The organism is Synechococcus sp. MIT S9508 (assembly GCF_047303045.1).
Taxonomy (GTDB): domain Bacteria; phylum Cyanobacteriota; class Cyanobacteriia; order PCC-6307; family Cyanobiaceae; genus Synechococcus_C.
In genome coordinates, this window is sequence record NZ_CP138941.1 from 1,748,691 (window position 1) to 1,769,968 (window position 21,278).

Sequence of the window (21,278 nt, forward strand, 5' to 3'; positions counted from 1 at the left end):
ACGACGGCTCATCGTGCGGGCGGATGTTCATCAGCGTCGTGATTCCCACCTACAACAGACGCGACATCCTCGAGAAGTGTCTGCGTTCTCTGGATTGTCAGAGCGCTTGTTCAGAAATTGATGAGTATGAGGTTGTCGTGGTGGATGACGGATCCACCGATGGCACTCCTGACTGGCTCAGATCATCGGCAGGGGAGTTCTCCAGGGTCCGTTTGATTGAGCAGAGCCATGGGGGACCTGCCGAGGGACGCAACCGTGGCGTCGCTCATGCCCGGGGCGATGTGATCGTCTTCATCGACAGTGATCTGGTCGTCACGCCGACATTCCTGGCCAGTCATGCGCAGGCTCTTGCGAGGCAATGGCAACGTTCCGGAAACCGTCTCTGCTTCACCTACGGCGCAGTGATCAACACCGCTGATTTCGACAATCCAACAGGAGAGCGTCACAAGATGCGTGATCTTTCCTGGGCTTATTTCGCAACTGGAAATGTCGCGATCGATCGACAAGTGCTGGAACAGTCTGGCCTGTTTGATACGGGATTCAGGTTGTACGGCTGGGAGGACCTCGAACTGGGTGAACGTCTCCGCCAGATGGGAGTGCAGCTGGTTCGCTGTCCTGAAGCCGTTGGTTATCACTGGCATCCTGCCTTTCACCTTGCTCAGATCCCCGACCTCATTAGGGTCGAACGGGAACGCGCCCGCATGGGGCTTGTGTTTTATCGAAAGCATCCCAGTCGCAGGGTGCGAATGATCATCCAGTTCACCTGGATGCATCGTCTGCTCTGGGGTCTGCTGACGTTGGGGGGCTTGCTCAATGAACGCAGCTTGCGACCGGTGCTGGCCTGGTTGATTCGCCTGGGTCAACCGTCCCTGGCACTTGAGCTGCTGAGACTTCCGCTCAACCGCATCGGTGTGGAGGCTTTGTTTCGAGAAGCGCGTCAGGCCGGGCTGTCCTGAGCCGGTACTTTGTTAAATTCGGCGGGTCCTTTCAAACCGCACACCTGTCTGTTTCGGGTGCTGGATGTGATCTGAACCCCGGTTCACCACACCATCCCTGACAGGTGGAGGCGAACCCGAAACCTCAACACAACCATGGCTGTCGTCACTCTCGCCGAGATGATGGAAGCTGGTGCCCATTTCGGTCACCAGACCCGTCGCTGGAACCCCAAGATGTCGCGCTACATCTATTGCGCGCGCAACGGAGTTCACATTATTGATCTTGTGCAGACCGCTGTCTGCATGAACAACGCCTATAAATGGACGCGCACCGCGGCCAGAAGCGGCAAGCGTTTTCTATTCGTTGGCACCAAGAAACAAGCGTCCGAGGTGATCGCTCATGAAGCGGCACGTTGTGGAGCGTCCTATGTGAACCAGCGTTGGCTGGGTGGAATGCTCACCAACTGGACCACGATGAAGGCCCGGATTGATCGCCTCAAGGATCTGGAGCGGATGGAGTCCAGCGGTGCGATCGCCATGCGCCCCAAGAAGGAAGCAGCTGTGCTCCGCCGGGAGCTTGATCGTCTTCAGAAGTACCTAGGTGGTCTGAAGAACATGCGTCGTCTTCCCGATGTGGTGGTCCTGGTGGATCAGCGTCGCGAGACCAACGCTGTGCTCGAGGCCCGCAAGCTCGATATTCCTCTGGTGTCGATGCTTGACACCAACTGCGACCCGGATCTGTGCGAGGTGCCGATTCCTTGCAATGACGATGCAGTGCGTTCCGTGCAGCTGGTGCTGAGTCGCCTCGCTGATGCCATCAACGAAGGTCGTCATGGTTCCAACGAGCAGCGTGGCGCCGACAACCAAGGTTGAGTCGCCTTAGCCGCTAAGTTCACGCCGCCCCCCCGCCAGAGCGGGAAGGCGGATCTTTTTGTCCCAACGTCCTCCACCAACACATCCGATGGCTGCTGCCGTATCCGCCAAGCTCGTTAAGGAACTCCGCGACAAGACCGGCGCTGGAATGATGGATTGCAAGAAAGCTCTTGCAGCAACTGATGGCGATGCCGACAAAGCCGTTGAGTGGCTTCGTCAGAAAGGTATCGCCAGCGCCGAAAAGAAATCTGGTCGCACTGCCGCTGAGGGTGCCATCGGCAGCTATATCCACACGGGAGCCCGCGTTGGTGTCCTGATCGAAATCAACTGCGAAACCGATTTCGTTGCGCGTGGCGACATGTTCCAGGAATTGCTCCGCGACGTATCCATGCAGGTGGCTGCCTGTCCTGGTGTGGAGTACGTCACCACGGATGAGATTCCTTCAGAGATCCGCGAGCGTGAGAAAGCGATCGAAATGGGTCGTGATGACCTTGAAGGCAAGCCCGAGCAGATGAAGGAGAAGATTGTTGAGGGTCGCATCAACAAGCGCCTCAAGGAACTGGCTCTGATGGAACAGCCCTTCATCAAGGACAGCTCGTTGACCGTGGCGGAGCTCGTCAAACAGACAGCAGGCAAGATCGGCGAAAACGTAAAGGTGCGTCGATTCACCCGCTACACCCTTGGAGAGGGCATTGAGATTGAAGAGTCCGACTTCGCTGCAGAAGTCGCCTCCATGTCGAAAGGCTGATCTTGACGGGATTGCCTGGGAGTCGTCACGCGCACGATCCAGGCGTGCAGCTTGCACGTCTGGAAGATCGCTGTAACTCTCTGGCACCTCATCTCTACAGAGAGCAGGCTCAGTATCTGGAACAGGTGCGTCGGACCTTGCCCACCGCAGTCAAGGCGGCGATCCGCCACCTGCTCTGCTCTCTTGCGCCTCTGCAACGCGCATCGCTCTCAGACCGCCAGACGGTGTTGCAGCAACGCATTGATGCACTCGTTCAGCGTGCTTCATCGATGATCACGATCGAGCAGTTGCTTGTTTTGGCTTTGCGCCTTCAGGACGAAGATCGGAGGTCCCGCATTCAGCAGTTTCAAAATCTTGCGGATCGAGCCACCAGAAGCGTCGAGCCACAGAACCAAGATGCACCGTCCCAGGGAATTGAACTGGGCCTGGATCTGCCTCTGGAACGTCCCGATCTGCTGGAGGGTCTGCTGCCGAACGATCCGCCTTCCTCAGCGGATGATTCGCTGGATCCTCCTGAAGCCGTCGATCCTCAGTCACTGACATCACCTGATCCAGGGGCCGAGCTGTCCGAACTGGAGATTCTGCGGTCGCTATTTGTCATGGCCGGTGAATCATTGGATCAGGGTGAGTCCTCCCAGGAGTTTCAGAGCGGTCTCGAAGCCGACGATTCCCTTGTTCCTCTGGCGGCCCAATCCAGCGATCAGCTGATGCCATCGACAGCAAGCGGTCTTTTGAGTTGGATGGATTCAGTGGATTCCGCCTTGATTCGCAGACTCCGCAACGTGTCCCACGCTGTGAATGTTGAGCTGATGCGAGCAGGGGTCACGCGCAGCTTGCTTCCCATTCAGCTTTTGGATGCCGTTAACACTGGTCAGCTGCCATCACAGTCAGCACCCTCCAATGTGCTGAGGCTGACGCTGCCTCTTTCAATGGTCAACGACGGCCAGGCGATGGACACGGCCTGCGTCTTGATGCGCCCGTCCGAGCTTGAGTTCGATGACCATGTTCTGAGACGCAGTCGCAGTCGTCTTCGATTGCACCGTCGTGATCTAGGCAGTTTGCTGCAGAAGGAGCGACACTGGCAGCGTCGCGCCAGTGTCCGAGAGGTCCAGAACGATTGGTGGCCCAACCAGCCGGAGACTCCTCAACTCAGTTGAACGCCGGCCTGGATTATCAGGCTCTTGAGCGGTTTCTGGTGTGGATCCGACCTCTGCAGAAGGCGTTGTCACTGGAGGTAGACCGCGGTTTCAACAATCTTCAGGGCCGCACCGAACGCTTTGACAGCTTCATGCAGCGCGAGCTGGGAACGCCTCCGCAGATCCCTTTGCCAGGCGATGTTCCGCCTCGGCTTCAGGCTTTGGCGAAGGACTTCGCCGACTACGCATCCCTTGATGATGCAGCCCGCCGCCGACAGGTCACCGTGGTTAGGCAATGGCTGCATGCACTGCGCCAGCGGCTGGAGCCATCAGAACCCATGGCTCCACCGCGTCTGAAGGTTGCGCAACGATCTTCGTCGTCTGCTGCATCCACGCCTGCTGCACCTAGTCTCGACAGTCCACTCGCTCAGGTTAAAGGCATCGGGCCGAAACTCGCAGAGCGACTGGCCAGTCTGGGGCTATTGCTGGTGCGTGATCTGATCCTCCATTACCCCAGGGATTACGTCGACTATTCGGCGCTGCGACGCATTGATGCCCTTGTGCCGGGTGAAACAGCAACGATCGTGGCCACGGTGCGTCGCTGCCATGGCTTCACCAGTCCCCGCAATCCCAACCTGTCGATCATTGAGCTGCAGCTTCAGGATCCAACAGGGCGGATCAAGGTGACCCGGTTCCTGGCTGGAAAGCGGTTCAGCAATCCCTCCTATCTGCATGGTCAGACCCGTCAGTACCCCAATGGAGCCACGGTGGCCGTCAGTGGTCTGGTCAAAAGAGGGCCTTATGGAATCAGTTTTCAAGATCCACTGATCGAAGTGATGGAAAGTGCTCAGGCACCGCTTCGTTCCAGCCGCATCGGCAGGCTGCTGCCTGTGTATCCACTGACGGAGGGGCTGACCGCGGATCGCTTCCGTTCGCTGATCGAACGCGTTCTGCCTTCGGTGCGTCTGTGGCCAGAGCCCCTTCCCCGGGGCCGGCGTGATGCTCGGCAGCTGCTCAGTCGCGATCGGGCCTTGGTGGCGATTCATCGTCCTGAGTCATCTGATCAACTTCAGCAGGCCCGGCATCGCCTGGTCTTTGATGAGTTTCTGTTGCTGCAGCTCGGCTTGATGCAACGCCGCGCGGCGTTGAAGCAGCGCTCCGCTCCCTCCCTGAGCAGCAGTGCCTCGGATCCTGACGGGTTGCTGGGTCGGTTCCTCACCATGCTGCCGTTTGAATTCACTGAAGCGCAGCAGCGGGTGCTGGCGGAAATCGAGTCAGATCTGAACCGCCAGGAACCCATGGCTCGACTGGTTCAGGGAGATGTCGGCAGCGGCAAGACGGTCGTTGCCGTGGCTGCGCTGTTGAGGGCCATTCAGGCTGGATGGCAGGGGGCAATGATGGCCCCAACGGAGGTTCTTGCTGAGCAGCATTACCGCAGCCTCTGCGGCTGGATGCCCGCGCTGCATGTCACCGTTGAGCTGTTAACGGGGTCGACACCACAGAAGCAACGGCGCAGGATCCTCGCTGACGTTGCCTCTGGGGCGTGCAAAATTCTGGTCGGAACCCATGCCCTGCTGGAGGACCCGGTGGCCTTCTCCCGTCTTGGCCTCGTGGTGGTCGACGAACAGCACCGCTTCGGTGTGCGTCAGCGCAACCGTTTGCTCGGTAAGGGTCTGCAACCCCATCTGCTCACCATGACGGCAACGCCAATTCCTCGCACCTTGGCGCTTTCGCTGCATGGTGATCTGGATGTGAGTCAGATCGATGAACTGCCACCCGGCCGGACGCCGATTCGTACCGCCATGATCACCGGCTCGAATCGCGACGAGGCTTACGACTTGATCCGGGACGAGGTGGACAAGGGCCAGCGGGCCTATGTCGTGCTGCCTCTGGTGGAAGAGTCCGAAAAGATGGATCTGCGCTCAGCAGTGGATGTGCACCGACAGCTCGCCGATGAGGTGTTTCCTGATCTTCAAGTGGGTCTTCTGCACGGACGTCTTGCCAGCGCCGAAAAACAGGCTGTGATTAGAGCCTTCGCTTCTGGGGAGACCAAGGTTCTGGTTTCGACCACCGTGGTGGAGGTGGGCGTGGATGTGCCGGAGGCCAGTGTGATGGTGATCGACCATGCCGATCGTTTCGGTCTTGCGCAGTTGCATCAGCTGCGTGGTCGTGTCGGCCGAGGCGCAGCGGCCTCCCACTGCCTGCTGATCAATGACAGTCGCAACCCTCTAGCCCGCCAGCGTCTTGAGGTGCTGGTGCGTTCCACCGACGGCTTCGAGATCGCTGAAATGGATCTTCGCTTGCGTGGACCAGGCCAGGTCCTGGGCACCCGTCAATCCGGCCTGCCGGATCTGGCGCTCGCAAGCCTGGCGGATGATGGATCTGTGCTGGAGGAAGCGCGCGAAGAAGCTGCGGACATTTTTCGTGAGGATCCAGAGCTGAGGGATTACGCCGTGCTCAGGCGTCTTCTCGATGAGCAGCGCAGTCGTGTGACATCGGCGGCTCAGCTCAACTGAAATCCATCGTCGCTGCTGTTGCTCTCCCCATACGATGGCTGCCTTGCGTTCTGAGGTCGGATGAGTCGTCCCTGGAGCGATGTGGTGATCGACGACTGTGGTGAACCGCTTGTGTCGCTCAAGCCACGCTTCCTATGCCTTGAGCCCCATCCCTATGCCTGCGTCGGTGCACCGTATGGCGAGGGTGCAGATCCCTATCGACTGCGCTCTGGCGTTCTCAAGCGGCTGATTGCCGCACAAACCCTTCTGTCGATGCGCAGTGATCCTGAGGTCGACACGGTGCAGCTGGCGATTTTTGACGCGTGGAGACCGATCCGTGTGCAGGCCTACATGGTGGAGCACGCCGTTCAGGAGCAATGTCGCTCTCAGGGTTTTGATCCTTCAGACCCGTTGATGGCTGCAGCTCTTGAACAGGTGCAAAGCGATGTGGCCCGGTTCTGGGCTCCTCCGAGCCCGGATCCCTGTACACCCCCTCCACACAGTACTGGTGGCGCAGTGGATCTCACCCTTGCGGACAGCTGTGGAGCTCTACTCGAGATGGGCGGTGACATCGATGCCATCGGCGATCAGTCCATTCCTGATCACCATGCCAAGGAGGCTGAAGCGAATCCTCACGGTGAGGCGGCTCTCTGGCACGGTCGTCGTTGTCTGCTCAATGAAGTGATGACCAAGGCTGGTTTTGCCAGACATCCCAGTGAATGGTGGCATTTCAGCCACGGAGATCAGCTCTGGGCCTGGCAACAGCAGACCTCCGGAGCGATCTATGCCTCCGTTCCCAGGAGTTGTTGAACTGCTTCGTCTCCGAGTCGGTTGACGTGAGCTCCGAAACTGCGCCTGACCCCGCACTGTTTCCAATTGATCAGCAAGGGTTCCAGCGTTGATTCCAGTTGATCAAGGGGCATCTTCTGCAGGAAGGGCCTGGCGAGCACCTGAAGATTCGGAGTCCCACCCAACCAGAGCTGATATTGATTCAGGCCACTTCCCACCAGAGCCAGTTCGGCCATGTAAGGACGGGCGCAGCCATTGGGGCATCCGGTCATGCGCACCAACACCGATTGGTCAATGCCCAGTTTTTGCAGTAACGCATCCAGGCGGTCAAGCACATCGGGGAGAATTCTCTCGGCCTCTGTAATCGCCAGCCCGCATGTCGGCAGAGCAGGGCAAGCAATCGCATGACGTGCCAGTGGGGCCGGTTCACCTGGAAGTTCAAATCCCAGTTTGGCGAGTTCCCGCTTGACCGATGTTTTTTGGGCAGCCCCGATGTTGCAGAGCAGCAGGTCTTGATTGGCCGTCAGGCGGATCTCAAGTTGATAGGTCTGCACAATCTTGCGCAACCCTTTTTTCACCGCACCTTCCAGTCGTCCGCACATCATCGGTAGGCCAACGAACCAGAGGCCTTTCTTCTGACGGTGCCAACCCAGATAGTCCTGAAGCTTGGCAATCGGTTCCTGGCGGATTCCCTTCAGTTCACCATTGAAGTAGTGCTTGCGCAGAGTTGATCTGAACCAGGTGATCCCGCGCTGATACAGGAGATATTTCATACGGGCGTGCTTGCGGACTTCCCGATCTCCATGGTCCCTCTGCAGAGCCATGATCGCTTGCAGTAGATCGAAGATGTTCTCTGCTTTCACGTAGCCGAGTACGTCGGCGGTTCTCGCAAACGTGTCTTCCTGATTGTGAGTTCGGCCCATGCCGCCACCCACGTAGACATTGCAGCCTTTGAGTGCTCCTGAGGCATCAACAAAAGCCACAAGACCAATATCCTGCGTCAGCAGATCGATGGAGTTATCACCAGGCACGGTGACGGCGACTTTGAATTTACGTGGTAGGTAGGTGTCGCCATAGAGGGGTTCAGCTCCGCTGCCCGAAAAGACACCTCCCTTTTGCTGGCGGGTGCGAGCCTTGCTCACCGTTTTGGCCGGCTGAAAGCGATAGCTGTGGTCACCATCAATCCACATGTCCAGATAGGACCCCTCAGCGGCTTCAGGACTGAGCAGATCAGCGATTTGATCAGCGAGCGCACGTGCAGCGGGGTAAGCACCCTTCTCGAACGGCGCAGGGGGCGCCATCACGTTGCGGTTGATGTCGCCACAGGCGGCGAGGGTTGAGCCCAGGTTGGTGATGATCGTGCCGATCACGGTCTTCAGGTCACCCTTGGGCACCCCGTGCATCTGGAAGGCCTGTCGGGTGGTGGCGCGCAGTGTGCCGTCGCCATAGCGGTCGGAGAGGTCATCCAGAGCTGCGAACAGGTCAGCCGGAACCCGACCACCTGGGTTGCGCAGCCGCAGCATCATCTGCCAGCAGCGCACCTTGTCGGTTTTGCGCAGTTCGCGATGGTTCTGTTGATAGCTGCCGTGGAATTTCAGCAGCTGAACCGCATCCTCACTGAAACGGATGTCGTCGTTCAGCAGTTCCGACTGCAGCGGCTCGCGCAGGTGACCGCTGTAAAGCTTCCTTTTCTCAGCTTTTGACAGTGCTGTGTCGATCGACTCTGTGCGCGCTGCAGGCCCATCCAGCACAGAAGACACCACGGCCTCCTGGGCATTGGATGTGGCTGTCAGTCCGTCGCTCACACGTGCATCGTTGTTGCATTTGAAACTAGCGAAGCGGCGTCTCATAAAGTCGCCACCTGCATTGGCACGTGGAGTGGCAAACACGTTTCTGCTCGAGATCGGCACCGAGGAACTACCGGCCGATTTCGTGCGCTCAGCGCTTCAGCAGCTGGAGCGGCGTGTCCGTACTGATCTGAAGGAGCTGCGGCTTGACCATGGACAGCTCTCTGTGACGGGCACACCCCGTCGTTTGCTAGTTCAGATCAGCGATCTCATCGATTCACAACCTGATCTTGAGGAGGATCGCAAGGGCCCTCCTTTGTCCCAGGCGCTGGTTGACGGCCAGCCAGGACCGGCTGCCATCGGTTTTGCCAAGCGTTGTGGTGTGGACCCTTCGCAGCTCGAAAGTCGAGAGACGCCCAAGGGTCCCTGTCTGTTTGCGAGCATTTGCACACCTGGTCAAGAGAGCTCCGTTCTGTTGCAGGACTTCATCCCCCAGTGGATCGACTGCCTTCAGGGTCGTCGGTTCATGCGCTGGGGAAGTGGAGAGCAGCGGTTCAGTCGACCCGTGCGTTGGCTGGTCGCTCTGCTGGGTGAGACCTTGATCCCAGTAACGCTCAATGCCTCTGATCCCCTCGTGCGAAGTGGTCGTCAAAGTCGAGGCCATCGTCTCCACGACCCACTCGCTGAGCTGAAGTCAGCGGATGAACTCCCCGCGCGTTTGGCTGAAGCCGGTGTGATGGTGGATCGCGATCAGCGTGCCGAAACCATCCGCAGTTCCATTGCTGCCGAGGCAGCGTCCTGCGGTGGTGAGGCGGATTGTCCTGAGAGTCTGTTTCAGGAGCTGGTGGATCTGGTGGAAGCCCCGGTGGTCCTGAAGGGTGAAATTGCCGATCAGTATCTGGATCTACCCCCAGAAGTGATTGTCACGGTGATGCAGTCGCATCAGCGCTACGTCCCGCTCAGACAACCGAACGCGACTGCCGATCCATTGCAGCTTGAGGCTCGCAATGTGTTGCGGTCTAATTTTCTGCTTGTTGGCAATGGACTGCCGGATGCCTCCGACACGATTGTCAGTGGAAATCAGCGGGTTCTGAGCGCTCGACTTGCGGATGCGGAGTTTTTCCTCAACGTTGACCGCCTTCAGCCCAGCGAGCAGCGCCGTCAGGAGCTCGATCGCGTCACCTTTGCCGAAGGTCTCGGCAGCCTGCTGGATCGCACCGAGCGGATCAGCTGGGTGATGGACCAGCTAGTTCAGGCTCTTGCAACCAGCGACTCACTGGCAGGCCATGGACGCCGTGCGGCCCATCTCTGCAAGAACGATCTTGTTTGCCAGATGGTGGGTGAATTCCCCGAACTTCAAGGCCTGATGGGCGGCAAATATCTGCTTGAAGAGGGTGAACACCGCGAAGTTGCCTTGGCAGTGGCTGAGCACTATCAACCCGCCGGATCCGGCGACGCACCTCCCTCCAGCGATGTCGGTGCCCTGTTGGCGCTGTCGGAACGCCTGGAGCTTCTGCTCAGCATTTTCGCCAAAGGTCAACGCCCGTCGGGTTCGTCCGATCCTTATGCGCTTCGCCGTGCTGGCAACGGGATCGTCCAGATTCTCTGGGATCGTGGGTGGCGCCTGCCGCTGCAGACTCTCTTGAGCACAGCGTCACACCACTGGGCAGGGCTGTTCCCAGCGTTTCAGTTCGACGCGGCTTCTCTTGCCAATGATCTGGGACAGCTGTTGCGCCAACGCATGGTGTCTCAGTTCGAGGATGATGGTTTTCCCCCCGACCTTGTTCAGGCCGTGAGCGGAGAGGCCGTTAGCAGCGCACGCCTGCTTCAGGATCCGGTCGATGCGCGTGAACGGTTGTTGTTGCTCCAGGATTTGCGGGCTGATGGCCGGCTACAAGCGGTTCAGGCTGTGGTTCAACGGGCATCCAAGCTGGCTGAGAAAGGAGATCTCGACACCTCTCAACTGGTTCCGGCTCAAGTGATCAAAGCCTCGTTGTTCGGCTCCCCCAGTGAGTCTGATCTGCTGAAGCAGTTGGAGAGCCTCAGTCCGCTGGCTAAAGCCTGTGACTACAAAGGTCTGGCATCAGAGCTCCAGGGTGCTGCCCGAGCTCTCGAAGCCTTCTTCGACGGCGAAAACAGTGTGATGGTGATGGCTGAGGACGAAGCTGTACGACGCAATCGTCTGAACCTGCTGGGTGTACTGCGCAATCAGGCTTCCGTTTTGGCATGTTTCGACAACATCCAGTCGTGAATAACGCCTTGAGCCCGTCAACAGCCGAGCTCAGCCTTGATGGGCTCAGCTGCTGGTGACTTTTGAACGCTCCTCGCTATTTGAAGCTGGGTCTTCGCTGGCCTTCGATTTGATCGCCTGGGACGCTTCCTCAGCAAGGAAGTCTCCGTCTGAGCGACCTACAGCTGAGGGAACAGACCCGTAGTTGGACGGTGCAAGGGCCTGACCACGCAACAGGCTTGCCACAGTGCGCAGGGTCAGTTTGACCTGCTGCCAGGGATTCATCATCACCACTCGCTTGTACAAGTAGCTGTCGAAAGTGAGTTTCTGAACATCGCGGTCATCGCACATTTCCACAAAGGCTTCGCGAGCGGCGTCGTTCCGGTAGAAAATCTTCTGAAGAATGTCGAGCACCGCGTAAGTGGCGCCGTACTTTCTGTCCCAGCGCTTCAGGTAGGTGGACTTGATCTGCTTCTCCGTGGGGATGCAGCTGCCATTGGCTGAAATCTCCACGATGGCTTCGGCACACATCCGCCCACTCTTGGCAGCGAAGTAAATCCCTTCGCCGGAGCTCTTGGTGACATAACCAGCGGCGTCGCCAACAAGGGCCATCCGACCCACGACGCGTCTTGGACGAGGGTGCTCGGGGATGGGATGGGCTTCCACCTTGATCACCTCACCTTTGAACAGACGCTTGCGCGCCCGTTCACGAATCCCTTTCTGCAGACCTTTGATCAGCGACTGGTTCTGCTGCATGGTGCCTGTTCCCACAGCCACGTGGTCGAACTTGGGGAACACCCAGGCATAGAAGTCAGGGGAGACATCGGTGCCGACGTACATCTCGGCGAGATCCTCGTAGTAGGTCATCTCCTCAGCAGGCAGCTTGATGCGTTCCTGGAATGCGATGGCCACGTTGTAATCGCCGGCATCCATGGCCTTGGCAACGCGGGAATTGGCGCCGTCGGCGCCAATGATCAGATCCACCTCGAGAGTCTTCATCTCACCGGTGGGCCCACCGTTGCTGTAGTCGGCGTAATGCAGGGTGTAGGGCCCCTGGCGATTGGTTCCGGTATCAATCTTCTGAACCAGCGCATTCACGAGGGTCGCCCCGAGCTCGGCGGAACGGTTGCGCAGGAAGGAGTCAAAAACTTCGCGACGACACATGCCGATGTAGGCATCGTTGTCGTAACCCAGGGGATCCAGCCGGATGTCCACCTCCTTGTTGGAGGGGGAAATCATCTTCATGTTGCGGACTTTTCGATCGAGGATCGATTCGGGAAGTTCGAATTCCTCGACCATGCAGAGAGGGATTGCTCCTCCGCAGGGTTTGGCATTGTCGAGTTTGCGCTCGAAAATCCAGGTGCTGATACCAGCTTTTGCAAGCACTTCGGCCGCGCAGGATCCACTCGGACCTCCGCCGATGACGGCAACTCTCAGCATCTCAGCACACTCCGCTGGACTCTAAATTGAAGCTACACCGCAATCAGTTGTTTCGCCGCTGGGACTGGCGCACCCCCTTACGATCGAAACATCAATGAAGTGCTCTTTTGTCTCGGGCTGTCGCCACCCGCAGCAGGAAGCGTGATAGCAGCCGCGATGACATCCCCATCGCACGCCGCAGTCGTTCCTCTCAACCGAAGCGGGGGAGTGGTTTAGGTCTTCTTCTCACCTGTGGGGTTATTTTCTTACTGTCGCTGGCCACAGTGATGTTCCTGCCGGAACTGCTGCCCTTCGGCTCCAAAACCCAAGTGGTGGAGGGCATTGATGAACAACCAGGACGTGATGGTCGCCTGCTGGGGCATTTCCCCTACGCGGAAGCTGTCGTGGATCAATTGGTGCCAGTGGAGGCGGGCATTGAATTGCAGCGAGACGCCGCTATCTCTCTTGATGCCATGCGTCGTGCGGCTGCAGCTGATGGTGTTGATCTGAGATTGCTGAGCGGTTATCGCTCCCAGGAGCTCCAAAAAAGTATTTTCTTCGACGTCAAATCAGAGCGAAATCAAACGGCCGCAGAGCGGGCCAAGGTCTCCGCGCCACCCGGTTATTCCGAACACAGCACTGGGTATGCCGTCGACCTCGGTGATGGGGCCGATCCAGCAACGAATCTTTCCGCCTCGTTTGAACAGACCGACGCCTTCAGTTGGCTTCAGGATCATGCAGCCAGCTATCACTTCACGCTTTCATTCCCTGCGGTGAATTCGCAGGGTGTCAGCTACGAGCCTTGGCACTGGCGATTTGAAGGTTCAGCGGATGCATTGCGAAGGTTTGAGCCCGCACGTCGCCTGGCCAATGGAGGTTGATGGTTGATTGGCAGTCGTTCTGCGCGACTGATCATTTGCGCTGCTCTCGGGCGTTGATCTGGAGCAACCTTCAGCCAGACCGTCCACATCGACCCGAAACGATCTCACGTTGAGATAAGGTGCGTCGACTGCGCCCCCGGGCGCCAAGAGACATTCCGCCACCTACAGACTCCTATGAGCGCCCAGCAAAAGGCGATTCGCAATATCGCGATCATCGCCCACGTTGACCATGGAAAGACGACCCTGGTCGACTCACTGCTGGCCCAGTCAGGCATCTTCCGTGACAACGAAGCAGTCCCCACCTGCGTCATGGATTCCAACGATCTGGAGCGTGAGCGCGGAATAACCATTCTTTCCAAGAACACGGCTGTCACTTACAACGACACCCGCATCAACATTGTTGACACCCCTGGACACGCTGATTTCGGCGGTGAGGTGGAGCGTGTGCTCGGCATGGTGGACGGTTGCCTGTTGATTGTTGATGCCAATGAAGGACCGATGCCTCAGACCCGTTTTGTGCTGAAAAAAGCGCTCGAGCAGGGTCTGCGTCCCATCGTGTTCGTTAACAAGATTGATCGTGCTCGGGTTGATCCTGAAACTGCTGTCGACAAGGTGCTGGATCTGTTCCTTGAGCTCGGTGCTGACGACGACCAGTGTGATTTCCCTTATTTATTTGGAAGCGGCCTGGGGGGATTCGCCAAGCCCGATATGAAAACAGAGAGCGACAACATGCGTCCGCTCTTCGATGCAATCCTCCGCCATGTTCCGCCTCCGGTTGGCGATTCCACCAAGCCTCTGCAGCTTCAGATCACCACACTTGATTACTCCGATTTTCTCGGTCGGATCATCATTGGCCGGGTGCACAACGGCGTCATCAAGCAGGGTCAGAATGCAGTTCTGATCAAAGATGACGGCAACCTCAAGAAAGGCCGGATCAGCAAACTGCTGGGCTTTGAGGGTCTTCAGCGCGTGGACATTGCTGAAGCCAGCGCTGGCGATCTGGTGGCTGTTGCCGGTTTCGACGAAGTCAACATTGGCGAGACCATCGCCTGCCCAGATGAACCCAAGGCACTTCCACTCATCAAGGTCGATGAGCCAACCCTGCAGATGACCTTTGTGGTCAACGACTCACCGTTTGCAGGCAAAGAAGGTAAGTTTGTGACCAGCCGTCAGGTGCGCGACCGTCTTCAGCGAGAGCTGCTGACCAACGTTGCACTGCGCGTCGAAGACACGGACTCCCCTGATCGTTTTGCAGTGAGTGGTCGCGGTGAACTGCACCTCGGCATCCTGATCGAAACCATGCGACGCGAGGGTTACGAATTCCAGGTGTCCCAGCCACAGGTGATTTTCAGGACCATCGACGGAACACCCTGCGAACCCGTTGAGACCCTTGTCATGGACGTCCCCGAGGCCGCTGTGGGCAGCTGCATCGAAAAGCTGGGATCTCGCAAGGCTGAGATGCAGAACATGGAAACCAGTGCTGATGGCCGCACGCAGTTGGAATTTGTCGTTCCTTCCCGTGGCCTGATTGGTTTCCGCGGTGAATTCATCCGCGCCACCCGTGGTGAAGGGATCATGAGCCATTCCTTCTTCGAATACCGCCCGATGACGGGTGATTTCGACGCCCGCCGCAACGGTGTGTTGATTGCATTTGAAGAGGGCACAGCCACCTTCTATGCCCTCAAGAACGCTGAAGACCGTGGTCAGTTCTTCATTGCTCCAGGAACAAAGGTCTACAAGGGCATGATCATCGGCGAGAACAATCGTCCTCAGGATCTCGAGATCAATGTCTGCAAGTCGAAGCAGCTCACCAACATGCGTTCTGCGGGTGCTGAAGAACTCGACACCCTCCAGGCACCTGTGCAGATGACGTTGGAGCGGGCCCTGGAATACATCGGCCCAGGCGAAATGCTTGAGGTCACTCCGGAATCGATTCGTCTGCGCAAACTTCCTGCGAAGAAGATGGCTAAGCGTTGAGTCCGGCCGATGATCCCCGTTTCCCGCAGGCTCTGGAACTGTTCAATTCCGGAGCCTGGTATGAGGCCCACGATGCCTTTGAGGAGATCTGGCATGAACAGATCGATCCCGACCGCAAGTTGATTCAGGCGATCGTTCAGATCGCTGTCGCTCATGTTCACCTCGAAAGGGGAAACACACGCGGTGCAACCATTCTTCTCGGTGAAGGCATCGGGCGTCTCAGGCCCTCATTGCCTAGCGCGCTGGGACTTGACCTCGACGCGTTGCATACGGCTGTCGCTGACCGCCTGAGCGCCCTTCAATCCGGCTCAGACCCGGAGGCCCTACCGCCACCCCGACTGATTGCAGCGGAGTGATTCATGGGACCATGACACATCACCTTTTCAGCTTCTTGCCCGATCGTGTTTCCACCGTTTCAGCGATCGATGACTTTGCTCCGCTCTTCCTTGATCTGGTGCGCTGGTCTGCTCCTTTCCTTTGTCGGACCTTCTCTTGCCCAGGAGTTTGTTGCACCTCTTGAGGGTCCCCCATCGGACGACGGCTTGATCACTATCGAATCCGACAGCCAGACAGCCGACAACGTCACTGGCGTGGTCACTGCTATCGGGAATGTCCGCATTGTTTACCCCTCCCGCGGAACAGTGGCGACCTCACGTCAGGCTCAGTACTTCAGTCGCGAGGGACGCTTGGTGTTGAGTGGTGATGTCGACGTGGTGCAGGAAGATGGCAGCACACTCAGGGCTGAACGTGTGACCTACAACCTTGAGGATGAGCGGGCTGTCGCAGTGCCATCGAGTGGCGGACAGGTGCGCTCAACCATGATCCTGCGCCCGGATCAGCCAGCGCAGACCCCGCTGACGCCATGAGTCTCAGTCTCAATCGGGTCTCTCTCGCCCTGGGAGGTCGACCTCTGGTGAAAGACCTCACGTTGACGCTGGAACCGGGTGAAGTGATCGGTCTTCTGGGGCCAAACGGTGCCGGTAAAACCACAAGCTTCAATCTCGTCATCGGTCTGCTCAAGCCCGATCAAGGCGAGATTTTGATGGATGGTCATCCTGTTGCCAGTCTTTCCATGCCTCAGAGGGCACGGCTCGGGATCGGTTACCTGCCTCAAGAACCCAGTGTTTTTAGACAATTAACTGTCCGGGAGAATCTGGAGCTCGTTCTTGCCCAGACCGGTCTTGCGAAGTCACAGGCCCACGAGCGCCTGCATCAGCTGATTGATGATTTTCATCTGCAACCCTTTCTAAATCGCATGGGTTTCCAGCTTTCTGGCGGCGAACGTCGCCGTTGCGAAGTGGCCCGTGCTCTGGCGGTCGGGCTTGAAGGACCGCGTTATCTGCTCCTTGATGAGCCTTTCGCTGGGGTGGATCCACTGGCTGTGGCTGACCTGCAGCAACTGATTCAGGCGTTGCGTCAACGCGGGATGGGAATTCTGATTACCGATCACAACGTGAGGGAAACCCTTGCCATTACGGATCGGGCTTACATCCTCACGGATGGCAGCGTTCTTGCCTCAGGGCTTTCCGACCAGGTGGCATCTGACCCATTGGTTCGTCGTCACTACCTCGGCGAGGGATTCCAGCTGTGATGCAATCAATTAATCACAGGGTCCGCACTCTTCTTCGGCGCATTCCGCTTCTCGATCGTTGGCTCATCGTCGAGCTGATCAGCCCACTGTTGTTTGCAGTCGCCGCCTTCACGGTTGTGTCGCTGTCGGTTGGGGTGATGTTTGAACTTGTGAGAAAGATCGTTGAATCTGGTCTTCCCGTTCTGATTGCTGTCCAGGTGCTGTTGCAGCGTCTGCCTAGTTTTCTGGTGATTTCCTTCCCGATGGCCACCCTGATGGCCACCCTTCTTGCCTATAGCCGTTTATCTGCAAACAGCGAACTCACTGCTCTACGCAGCGTGGGCGTCACGGCCACCCGAATGATCCTGCCAGCGCTTGCTTTGTCTCTTGTTATGTCGAGTCTGACATTTGTTTTCAATGACGTAGTGGTGCCCCGAAGCAATCGTTCTGCTGAGATCACTTTGCGCAGAGCACTAGGGAAGTCGATCGCCACTGAGAAAGGCGACAACATTGTTTATTCACGGTTCGGATCTATCCAGCAACCTGACGGTTCCACCGGGAAGGGCTTGGTTCAGCTGTTCTATGCCAGCAAATTTCGTGACGGCACCATGACAGGCGTAACAGTGCTCGATTTTTCCCGGATGGGGTTCACACAAATGTTGGTAGCCGAAAGCGCTAATTGGAACGAGAGAGAAGCCAAATGGGAGTTTCTAAACGGGCAGATCCTGACTCTCACCCCCTCTGGCAGCACCACTTCGGCAGATTTTGTCAGGTACCTCTATCCGCTTAGTGCTGCTCCAATTCGTATTGCCAAGCTTCCTAAGGATGCCAACAACATGACGGTGGCTGAAGCGCTGCAGGCAGAACAACTTCTTCTGAATGCAGGTGATATTAAAGAGGCTCGTCGACTTCAGGTCAGGATTCAGGAGAAATTCACTCTGCCGATGGCATGTCTTGTCTTCGGTTTGATTGGTGCGAGTCTTGGTGCTAAACCCAACAGCCGAACCAGTCGAAGCCAGGGTTTCGGCATCAGCGTCGTTTTGATCTTGGTCTACTACGTGCTGAGTTTCAGTTTCAGCTCGCTTGGTGTTAAAGGCACACTTACACCCGTTCTTGCTGCATGGAGTCCTGTGTTGATCTCCCTTGCTGGTGGCGGATTCTTACTCAGGCAGGCCAGTCGATGAGCCAGACCGTCAGAATCAAAGTTAGTACGTCCTCTGCTTGAGGTGGTTGATGGGGTTTTCCGGTCTGGAAGCGATCGTTTCGGAACCTGTTCTGCTTCTGGGTCTGATGGCCTTTGCCTTCCTCTTGGTCGCGCTGCCGTGGAGTTTCTGGGCATTGTCCAATGGTCGGAGCTCCAGCGGTGTGCGCTCGCTGATCGCCCTTTCCAACCTCTTGCTAACCTCTCAGCTTGTGCTGCGTTGGTGGCAATCGGGACACTTCCCGATCAGTAACCTCTACGAATCGCTCTGTTTTCTGGCCTGGGCTTGCACACTCACCCAACTTCTGGTTGAACGCAACTGGACATCGCCACTGGTGGCAGCTGCCGCAACCCCCGTGGGCCTTGGCTGCATTGCCTTTGCCAGCTTTGCTTTACCCGACCAGCTGCAGCAAGCATCACCACTCGTGCCGGCCCTGCGCAGTAGCTGGTTGGTGATGCATGTCAGCGTGATCATGGTCAGCTACGCGGCTCTGATGGTGGGGTCATTGTTGTCGGTTGCCGTGCTGCTGACTGACCGTGGTGAAGAGCTGGAACTTCGCAGCAGCTCCATCGGAACCGGTGCATATCGACGACCGAAGCTGTTGTCGATGCAAGGCTCTGTTGCCGTCCAGAACCCGCCGGAAGTTCAGCTTTCATCCATTCACTTCAGTCGCACAGAGCAGCTCGACAGCTTGAGCTATCGCACGATCACCGTGGGTTTTCTATTGCTCACCGTCGGCATCATTAGTGGGGCCGTTTGGGCGAATGAGGCTTGGGGAAGTTGGTGGAGTTGGGATCCAAAAGAAACTTGGGCGTTGATTTGCTGGCTGGTCTATGCCGCCTATCTCCATACACGTCTGAGCAGAGGCTGGCAAGGTCGGCGTCCGGCGCTTGTCGCCGCTTTCGGTTTGGTGGTGATTGTTGTGTGTTACATCGGGGTCAATCTTCTTGGCATCGGATTGCACAGCTATGGCTGGTTTTTCGAGTAAGCACCAACCACAAAGGTTCAGCTGATCTCATGTCGTGTTGATCAGTTGATTGATATCCCCTAAGAAGCCACCTGAAACACAGTAAGGGTTTGATCGGTTCACGCTTTTCGTCCGGTTCAAGTTGCGATCAGATTTTTCGGCGTCTTGTCTGCCAATGAGGCATTCTCAGGCCAACAGAGTATGAAGGAGATAAAATTCTCTATGGCTATTTTTTAGCAGCTCAGGGATTGGAGTCTTGAAGCCTTATGCTCATGGCAAACGATGGCAGGTTTTTTAGGTAGTGCTATTAATGGTAAAAGTCAATCACTCATGAAGCGCAACTTCTTACTTGCTCTCTCAGGTGTCACAGCAGCATGTGTCTTGGAGCGCCTGTAATGAGTTCTGAATTTATGATCAATCAAAGGGTTGATGCTTATTGCTCAATCATGAAAGGAGAAAATGTAGCCGTTATGAACTCATATGATCGAGGTATGAATGAAGGTATGGCTATAGGATTGGTTATGGCTCAATGCCCAGAAAAGATTGACCAACTTGCCTCAATGAGCGAGCAACAAATCAATAGCAAATTTTACCCTGTGATTGAGCAAAGATGTCCTCATTATTCATTCGGCGTCAAGTAGCAAATAGTCTGAAATGATCTATGTTTCTGACAGAAATGATTCTTCTCACTCTGTTTTCTGTTCTGCTGACCTCTGGCACTTCTACGATTGCTGAAGAGCTAATTTATCTCCATTGCAAAGGAGATCTCACCTCAAAAGTTGCCAATACAAATACTTCCGAAATTATTCAGCAGAACAAAGGCAAGCAAAGCAAGACATTCATCATTGATCCTCAGAGAAGAATGGTGATGTTCAAGGGCGGGGAATGGTTGAATGCTGAGATTATTGACGGTGTAATCACTAGTATAGGCAGGTCTGGACAAGGTTTCAGTACAAGTGAAAAAACAATCCGAATCAGTCTTGATCCTGTAAGTGAGTACACCTATGCGCAGAGGATTCAACAAAGGAATATCACTATGGAAATTAATGTAATAGGCACCTGTCAAGAAGTTGATCCTTCGTCATTGTGATTGAGGATCAACAGCGAATCATCTTGCTCTTTTCTGTTCGATGCCCGTATAGATCTAACGCCTTTGCAAACGAAATCATTGGTTGTTAATTAAATTTCTCACAATAGAACCAATGATTAATTGAAATGCTGGTTATCTCTTTGAATGTATGAGAAGCTACGCCTTTGTCCGCTAATCATCTTCTGCTTCAGCCAATGCGGTAAACCATTCTCTGAGTTGTGTTGGTGTCTTGATTCCTATCCGTGTAAGACCCTTCACGAGTTGCTTGCAGTCTCTTGGACTCAAATAAATTTCTGTCTCGATCTGAATCATCTCATCGTAGAGACCCCTCTGCTCATCCGATAGATCTTTGTACCAATGCCAGTCGATGAGCACTGCTCAACTGCGTGTTGATCTCAGTATCAGTTCTGATGCTGAAGCTGTCTTCCCCCATTCGTACCAAAAATAGACCAATGACACTGCATGATTGGCTCTAACGGGCTAATGAACTGATGACTGTTGATTATGTTCAAATCGGTCTACGAAATTGACTGTATAGCTTGGTATGTTTTTGGAGAACCTTGCATGTAGGCTTATTCGAATCTGAGGTTATTCTGTTTAGTCTGACTTGTTTTGCTAAAGTCATGAACATGATAAATATCAACGAATTGACCAGCTCTATCCCTTCCCTCCAAATACACTTCTTTCCAACGGCCAAATGACCCTAGTTCAATAGTTTGATTGAACTGTTGTAATGCTTCTGCATAGTTTTTAAAGCAATCGACTTCAATTAAGAGATTACCGTCATTTAGGTGCACAACGTAACAGGCTCCTTTTAATCTTAAATTTGCCATGGTTGTTTGGAAATTGAAGTCTTGGAAAACTGGAATTGATATTTTGATTCTAGAAGTTTGCATGTCTCTTGTCGTTCCTATCTCCCATAAATGTCTGATGACGTGCTGGCGTGAAGATTCAACATGGTTCCATATCGGGATCCAGTCTTTTCGAGATCTATCGAATTGAAAACTGTTTATTAGCTGGTTGTTCATGTCACTCAATCCCAGCCGCCTCAACAAATTCGCTCTGTCAGGCGTGCATGACATGTGTTGGATACCATCGTCACGCCCAGTGCTCTAAACTCAATAGCTCATCTGAGATGCTAGATTTTTGAATTCCTATTAAATGAAAGTTAGTTGGTGT

At 55.8% G+C, this 21,278-nt stretch carries 19 protein-coding genes; 16 read left to right on the top strand and 3 right to left on the bottom strand.

The window, feature by feature from the left end:
- The first annotated feature begins 23 nt into the window (after nt 1–23).
- The 6 genes from SIB42_RS09670 (at nt 24) to SIB42_RS09695 (ending at nt 6,997) form a co-directional block, all read left to right on the top strand.
- Nucleotides 24–956 carry a glycosyltransferase family 2 protein gene (locus SIB42_RS09670; RefSeq protein ID WP_067097381.1) on the top strand — a complete coding sequence of 311 codons (933 nt, stop codon included), beginning with the start codon at nt 24–26 and terminating at the stop codon, nt 954–956.
- A gap of 135 nt (nt 957–1,091) precedes the next feature.
- Nucleotides 1,092–1,808 carry a 30S ribosomal protein S2 gene (gene rpsB, locus SIB42_RS09675; RefSeq protein WP_067097378.1) on the top strand — a complete coding sequence of 239 codons (717 nt, stop codon included), beginning with the start codon at nt 1,092–1,094 and terminating at the stop codon, nt 1,806–1,808.
- 88 nt (nt 1,809–1,896) lie between these two features.
- The gene (gene tsf / locus SIB42_RS09680) at nt 1,897–2,556 is read left to right on the top strand and encodes a translation elongation factor Ts (RefSeq protein ID WP_067097376.1); all 660 of its coding nucleotides are present in this window, start codon (nt 1,897–1,899) and stop codon (nt 2,554–2,556) included.
- A 2-nt stretch (nt 2,557–2,558) separates the two neighbouring features.
- The gene (locus SIB42_RS09685) at nt 2,559–3,713 is read left to right on the top strand and encodes a hypothetical protein (protein WP_067097373.1); all 1,155 of its coding nucleotides are present in this window, start codon (nt 2,559–2,561) and stop codon (nt 3,711–3,713) included.
- The gene (gene recG / locus SIB42_RS09690) at nt 3,674–6,208 is read left to right on the top strand and encodes an ATP-dependent DNA helicase RecG (protein WP_067097370.1); all 2,535 of its coding nucleotides are present in this window, start codon (nt 3,674–3,676) and stop codon (nt 6,206–6,208) included. Before SIB42_RS09685 ends, recG begins: the two co-directional genes overlap by 40 nt.
- Before the next feature lie 60 nt (nt 6,209–6,268).
- A complete protein-coding gene (locus tag SIB42_RS09695) occupies nt 6,269–6,997 on the top strand; it encodes a M15 family metallopeptidase (RefSeq protein ID WP_067097367.1) in 729 nt (242 codons plus the stop codon).
- On the opposite strand, the gene SIB42_RS09700 is transcribed toward SIB42_RS09695, so the two are convergent.
- On the bottom strand, nt 6,970–8,727 hold the full coding sequence (locus SIB42_RS09700; protein ID WP_067097573.1) for an NADPH-dependent assimilatory sulfite reductase hemoprotein subunit: 1,758 nt from the start codon (nt 8,725–8,727) through the stop codon (nt 6,970–6,972). The two genes, SIB42_RS09695 and SIB42_RS09700, sit on opposite strands and share 28 nt — an antisense overlap.
- Before the next feature lie 127 nt (nt 8,728–8,854).
- Here SIB42_RS09700 and glyS point away from each other — a divergent pair, with 127 nt between their 5' ends.
- The gene (glyS, locus tag SIB42_RS09705; RefSeq protein WP_067097570.1) at nt 8,855–11,014 is read left to right on the top strand and encodes a glycine--tRNA ligase subunit beta; all 2,160 of its coding nucleotides are present in this window, start codon (nt 8,855–8,857) and stop codon (nt 11,012–11,014) included.
- A 45-nt stretch (nt 11,015–11,059) separates the two neighbouring features.
- Here glyS and chlP read toward each other — a convergent pair whose 3' ends face one another.
- Nucleotides 11,060–12,433 (bottom strand): geranylgeranyl reductase, encoded by a 1,374-nt coding sequence (gene chlP, locus SIB42_RS09710; RefSeq protein ID WP_067097364.1) that lies wholly within the window; start codon nt 12,431–12,433, stop codon nt 11,060–11,062.
- 107 nt (nt 12,434–12,540) lie between these two features.
- Between chlP and SIB42_RS09715 the strand changes: the two genes are divergently transcribed.
- The 9 genes from SIB42_RS09715 (at nt 12,541) to SIB42_RS09755 (ending at nt 20,099) form a co-directional block, all read left to right on the top strand.
- Entirely contained in the window at nt 12,541–13,293 is a 753-nt protein-coding gene (locus tag SIB42_RS09715) for a M15 family metallopeptidase (protein WP_067097361.1), read from the top strand.
- Between the two features lie 174 nt (nt 13,294–13,467).
- On the top strand, nt 13,468–15,270 hold the full coding sequence (gene typA / locus SIB42_RS09720) for a translational GTPase TypA (protein WP_067097358.1): 1,803 nt from the start codon (nt 13,468–13,470) through the stop codon (nt 15,268–15,270).
- Nucleotides 15,267–15,626 carry a DUF309 domain-containing protein gene (locus tag SIB42_RS09725; RefSeq protein WP_067097356.1) on the top strand — a complete coding sequence of 120 codons (360 nt, stop codon included), beginning with the start codon at nt 15,267–15,269 and terminating at the stop codon, nt 15,624–15,626. The genes typA and SIB42_RS09725 overlap by 4 nt, the downstream gene beginning before the upstream one ends.
- A 69-nt stretch (nt 15,627–15,695) precedes the next feature.
- The gene (locus SIB42_RS09730) at nt 15,696–16,136 is read left to right on the top strand and encodes an LptA/OstA family protein (RefSeq protein WP_067097352.1); all 441 of its coding nucleotides are present in this window, start codon (nt 15,696–15,698) and stop codon (nt 16,134–16,136) included.
- A complete protein-coding gene (gene lptB, locus SIB42_RS09735; RefSeq protein ID WP_067097347.1) occupies nt 16,133–16,861 on the top strand; it encodes an LPS export ABC transporter ATP-binding protein in 729 nt (242 codons plus the stop codon). The genes SIB42_RS09730 and lptB overlap by 4 nt, the downstream gene beginning before the upstream one ends.
- The gene (locus tag SIB42_RS09740; protein WP_067097343.1) at nt 16,861–18,024 is read left to right on the top strand and encodes an LptF/LptG family permease; all 1,164 of its coding nucleotides are present in this window, start codon (nt 16,861–16,863) and stop codon (nt 18,022–18,024) included. The genes lptB and SIB42_RS09740 overlap by 1 nt, the downstream gene beginning before the upstream one ends.
- A 49-nt stretch (nt 18,025–18,073) precedes the next feature.
- Nucleotides 18,074–19,030: a c-type cytochrome biogenesis protein CcsB gene (gene ccsB / locus SIB42_RS09745; protein WP_067097340.1), complete on the top strand. Its 957-nt coding sequence runs from the start codon at nt 18,074–18,076 to the stop codon at nt 19,028–19,030.
- Nucleotides 19,031–19,404: 374 nt separating this feature from the next.
- Nucleotides 19,405–19,650, top strand: coding sequence for a hypothetical protein (locus SIB42_RS09750; RefSeq protein ID WP_067097337.1), 246 nt, complete (start codon nt 19,405–19,407; stop codon nt 19,648–19,650).
- Between the two features lie 35 nt (nt 19,651–19,685).
- Nucleotides 19,686–20,099 (top strand): hypothetical protein, encoded by a 414-nt coding sequence (locus SIB42_RS09755; protein ID WP_197459919.1) that lies wholly within the window; start codon nt 19,686–19,688, stop codon nt 20,097–20,099.
- Nucleotides 20,100–20,671: 572 nt separating this feature from the next.
- Here the strand turns inward: SIB42_RS09755 and SIB42_RS09760 are convergent.
- A complete protein-coding gene (locus tag SIB42_RS09760) occupies nt 20,672–21,127 on the bottom strand; it encodes a hypothetical protein (RefSeq protein WP_231856470.1) in 456 nt (151 codons plus the stop codon).
- Nucleotides 21,128–21,278 lie beyond the last annotated feature (151 nt).

What these genes read in the sequence shown, in the direction of transcription:
- typA (WP_067097358.1), top strand. Translation starts at nt 13,468, where the DNA reads ATGAGCGCCCAGCAAAAGGCGATTCGCAATATCGCGATCATCGCCCAC.
- SIB42_RS09750 (WP_067097337.1), top strand. Translation starts at nt 19,405, where the DNA reads ATGAGTTCTGAATTTATGATCAATCAAAGGGTTGATGCTTATTGCTCA.
- tsf (WP_067097376.1), top strand. Translation starts at nt 1,897, where the DNA reads ATGGCTGCTGCCGTATCCGCCAAGCTCGTTAAGGAACTCCGCGACAAG.
- SIB42_RS09760 (WP_231856470.1), bottom strand. Translation starts at nt 21,127, where the DNA reads ATGAACAACCAGCTAATAAACAGTTTTCAATTCGATAGATCTCGAAAA.
- chlP (WP_067097364.1), bottom strand. Translation starts at nt 12,433, where the DNA reads ATGCTGAGAGTTGCCGTCATCGGCGGAGGTCCGAGTGGATCCTGCGCG.
- lptB (WP_067097347.1), top strand. Translation starts at nt 16,133, where the DNA reads ATGAGTCTCAGTCTCAATCGGGTCTCTCTCGCCCTGGGAGGTCGACCT.
- SIB42_RS09740 (WP_067097343.1), top strand. Translation starts at nt 16,861, where the DNA reads ATGCAATCAATTAATCACAGGGTCCGCACTCTTCTTCGGCGCATTCCG.
- rpsB (WP_067097378.1), top strand. Translation starts at nt 1,092, where the DNA reads ATGGCTGTCGTCACTCTCGCCGAGATGATGGAAGCTGGTGCCCATTTC.
- ccsB (WP_067097340.1), top strand. Translation starts at nt 18,074, where the DNA reads ATGGGGTTTTCCGGTCTGGAAGCGATCGTTTCGGAACCTGTTCTGCTT.
- SIB42_RS09670 (WP_067097381.1), top strand. Translation starts at nt 24, where the DNA reads ATGTTCATCAGCGTCGTGATTCCCACCTACAACAGACGCGACATCCTC.
- SIB42_RS09730 (WP_067097352.1), top strand. Translation starts at nt 15,696, where the DNA reads ATGACTTTGCTCCGCTCTTCCTTGATCTGGTGCGCTGGTCTGCTCCTT.
- SIB42_RS09755 (WP_197459919.1), top strand. Translation starts at nt 19,686, where the DNA reads ATGATTCTTCTCACTCTGTTTTCTGTTCTGCTGACCTCTGGCACTTCT.
- SIB42_RS09695 (WP_067097367.1), top strand. Translation starts at nt 6,269, where the DNA reads ATGAGTCGTCCCTGGAGCGATGTGGTGATCGACGACTGTGGTGAACCG.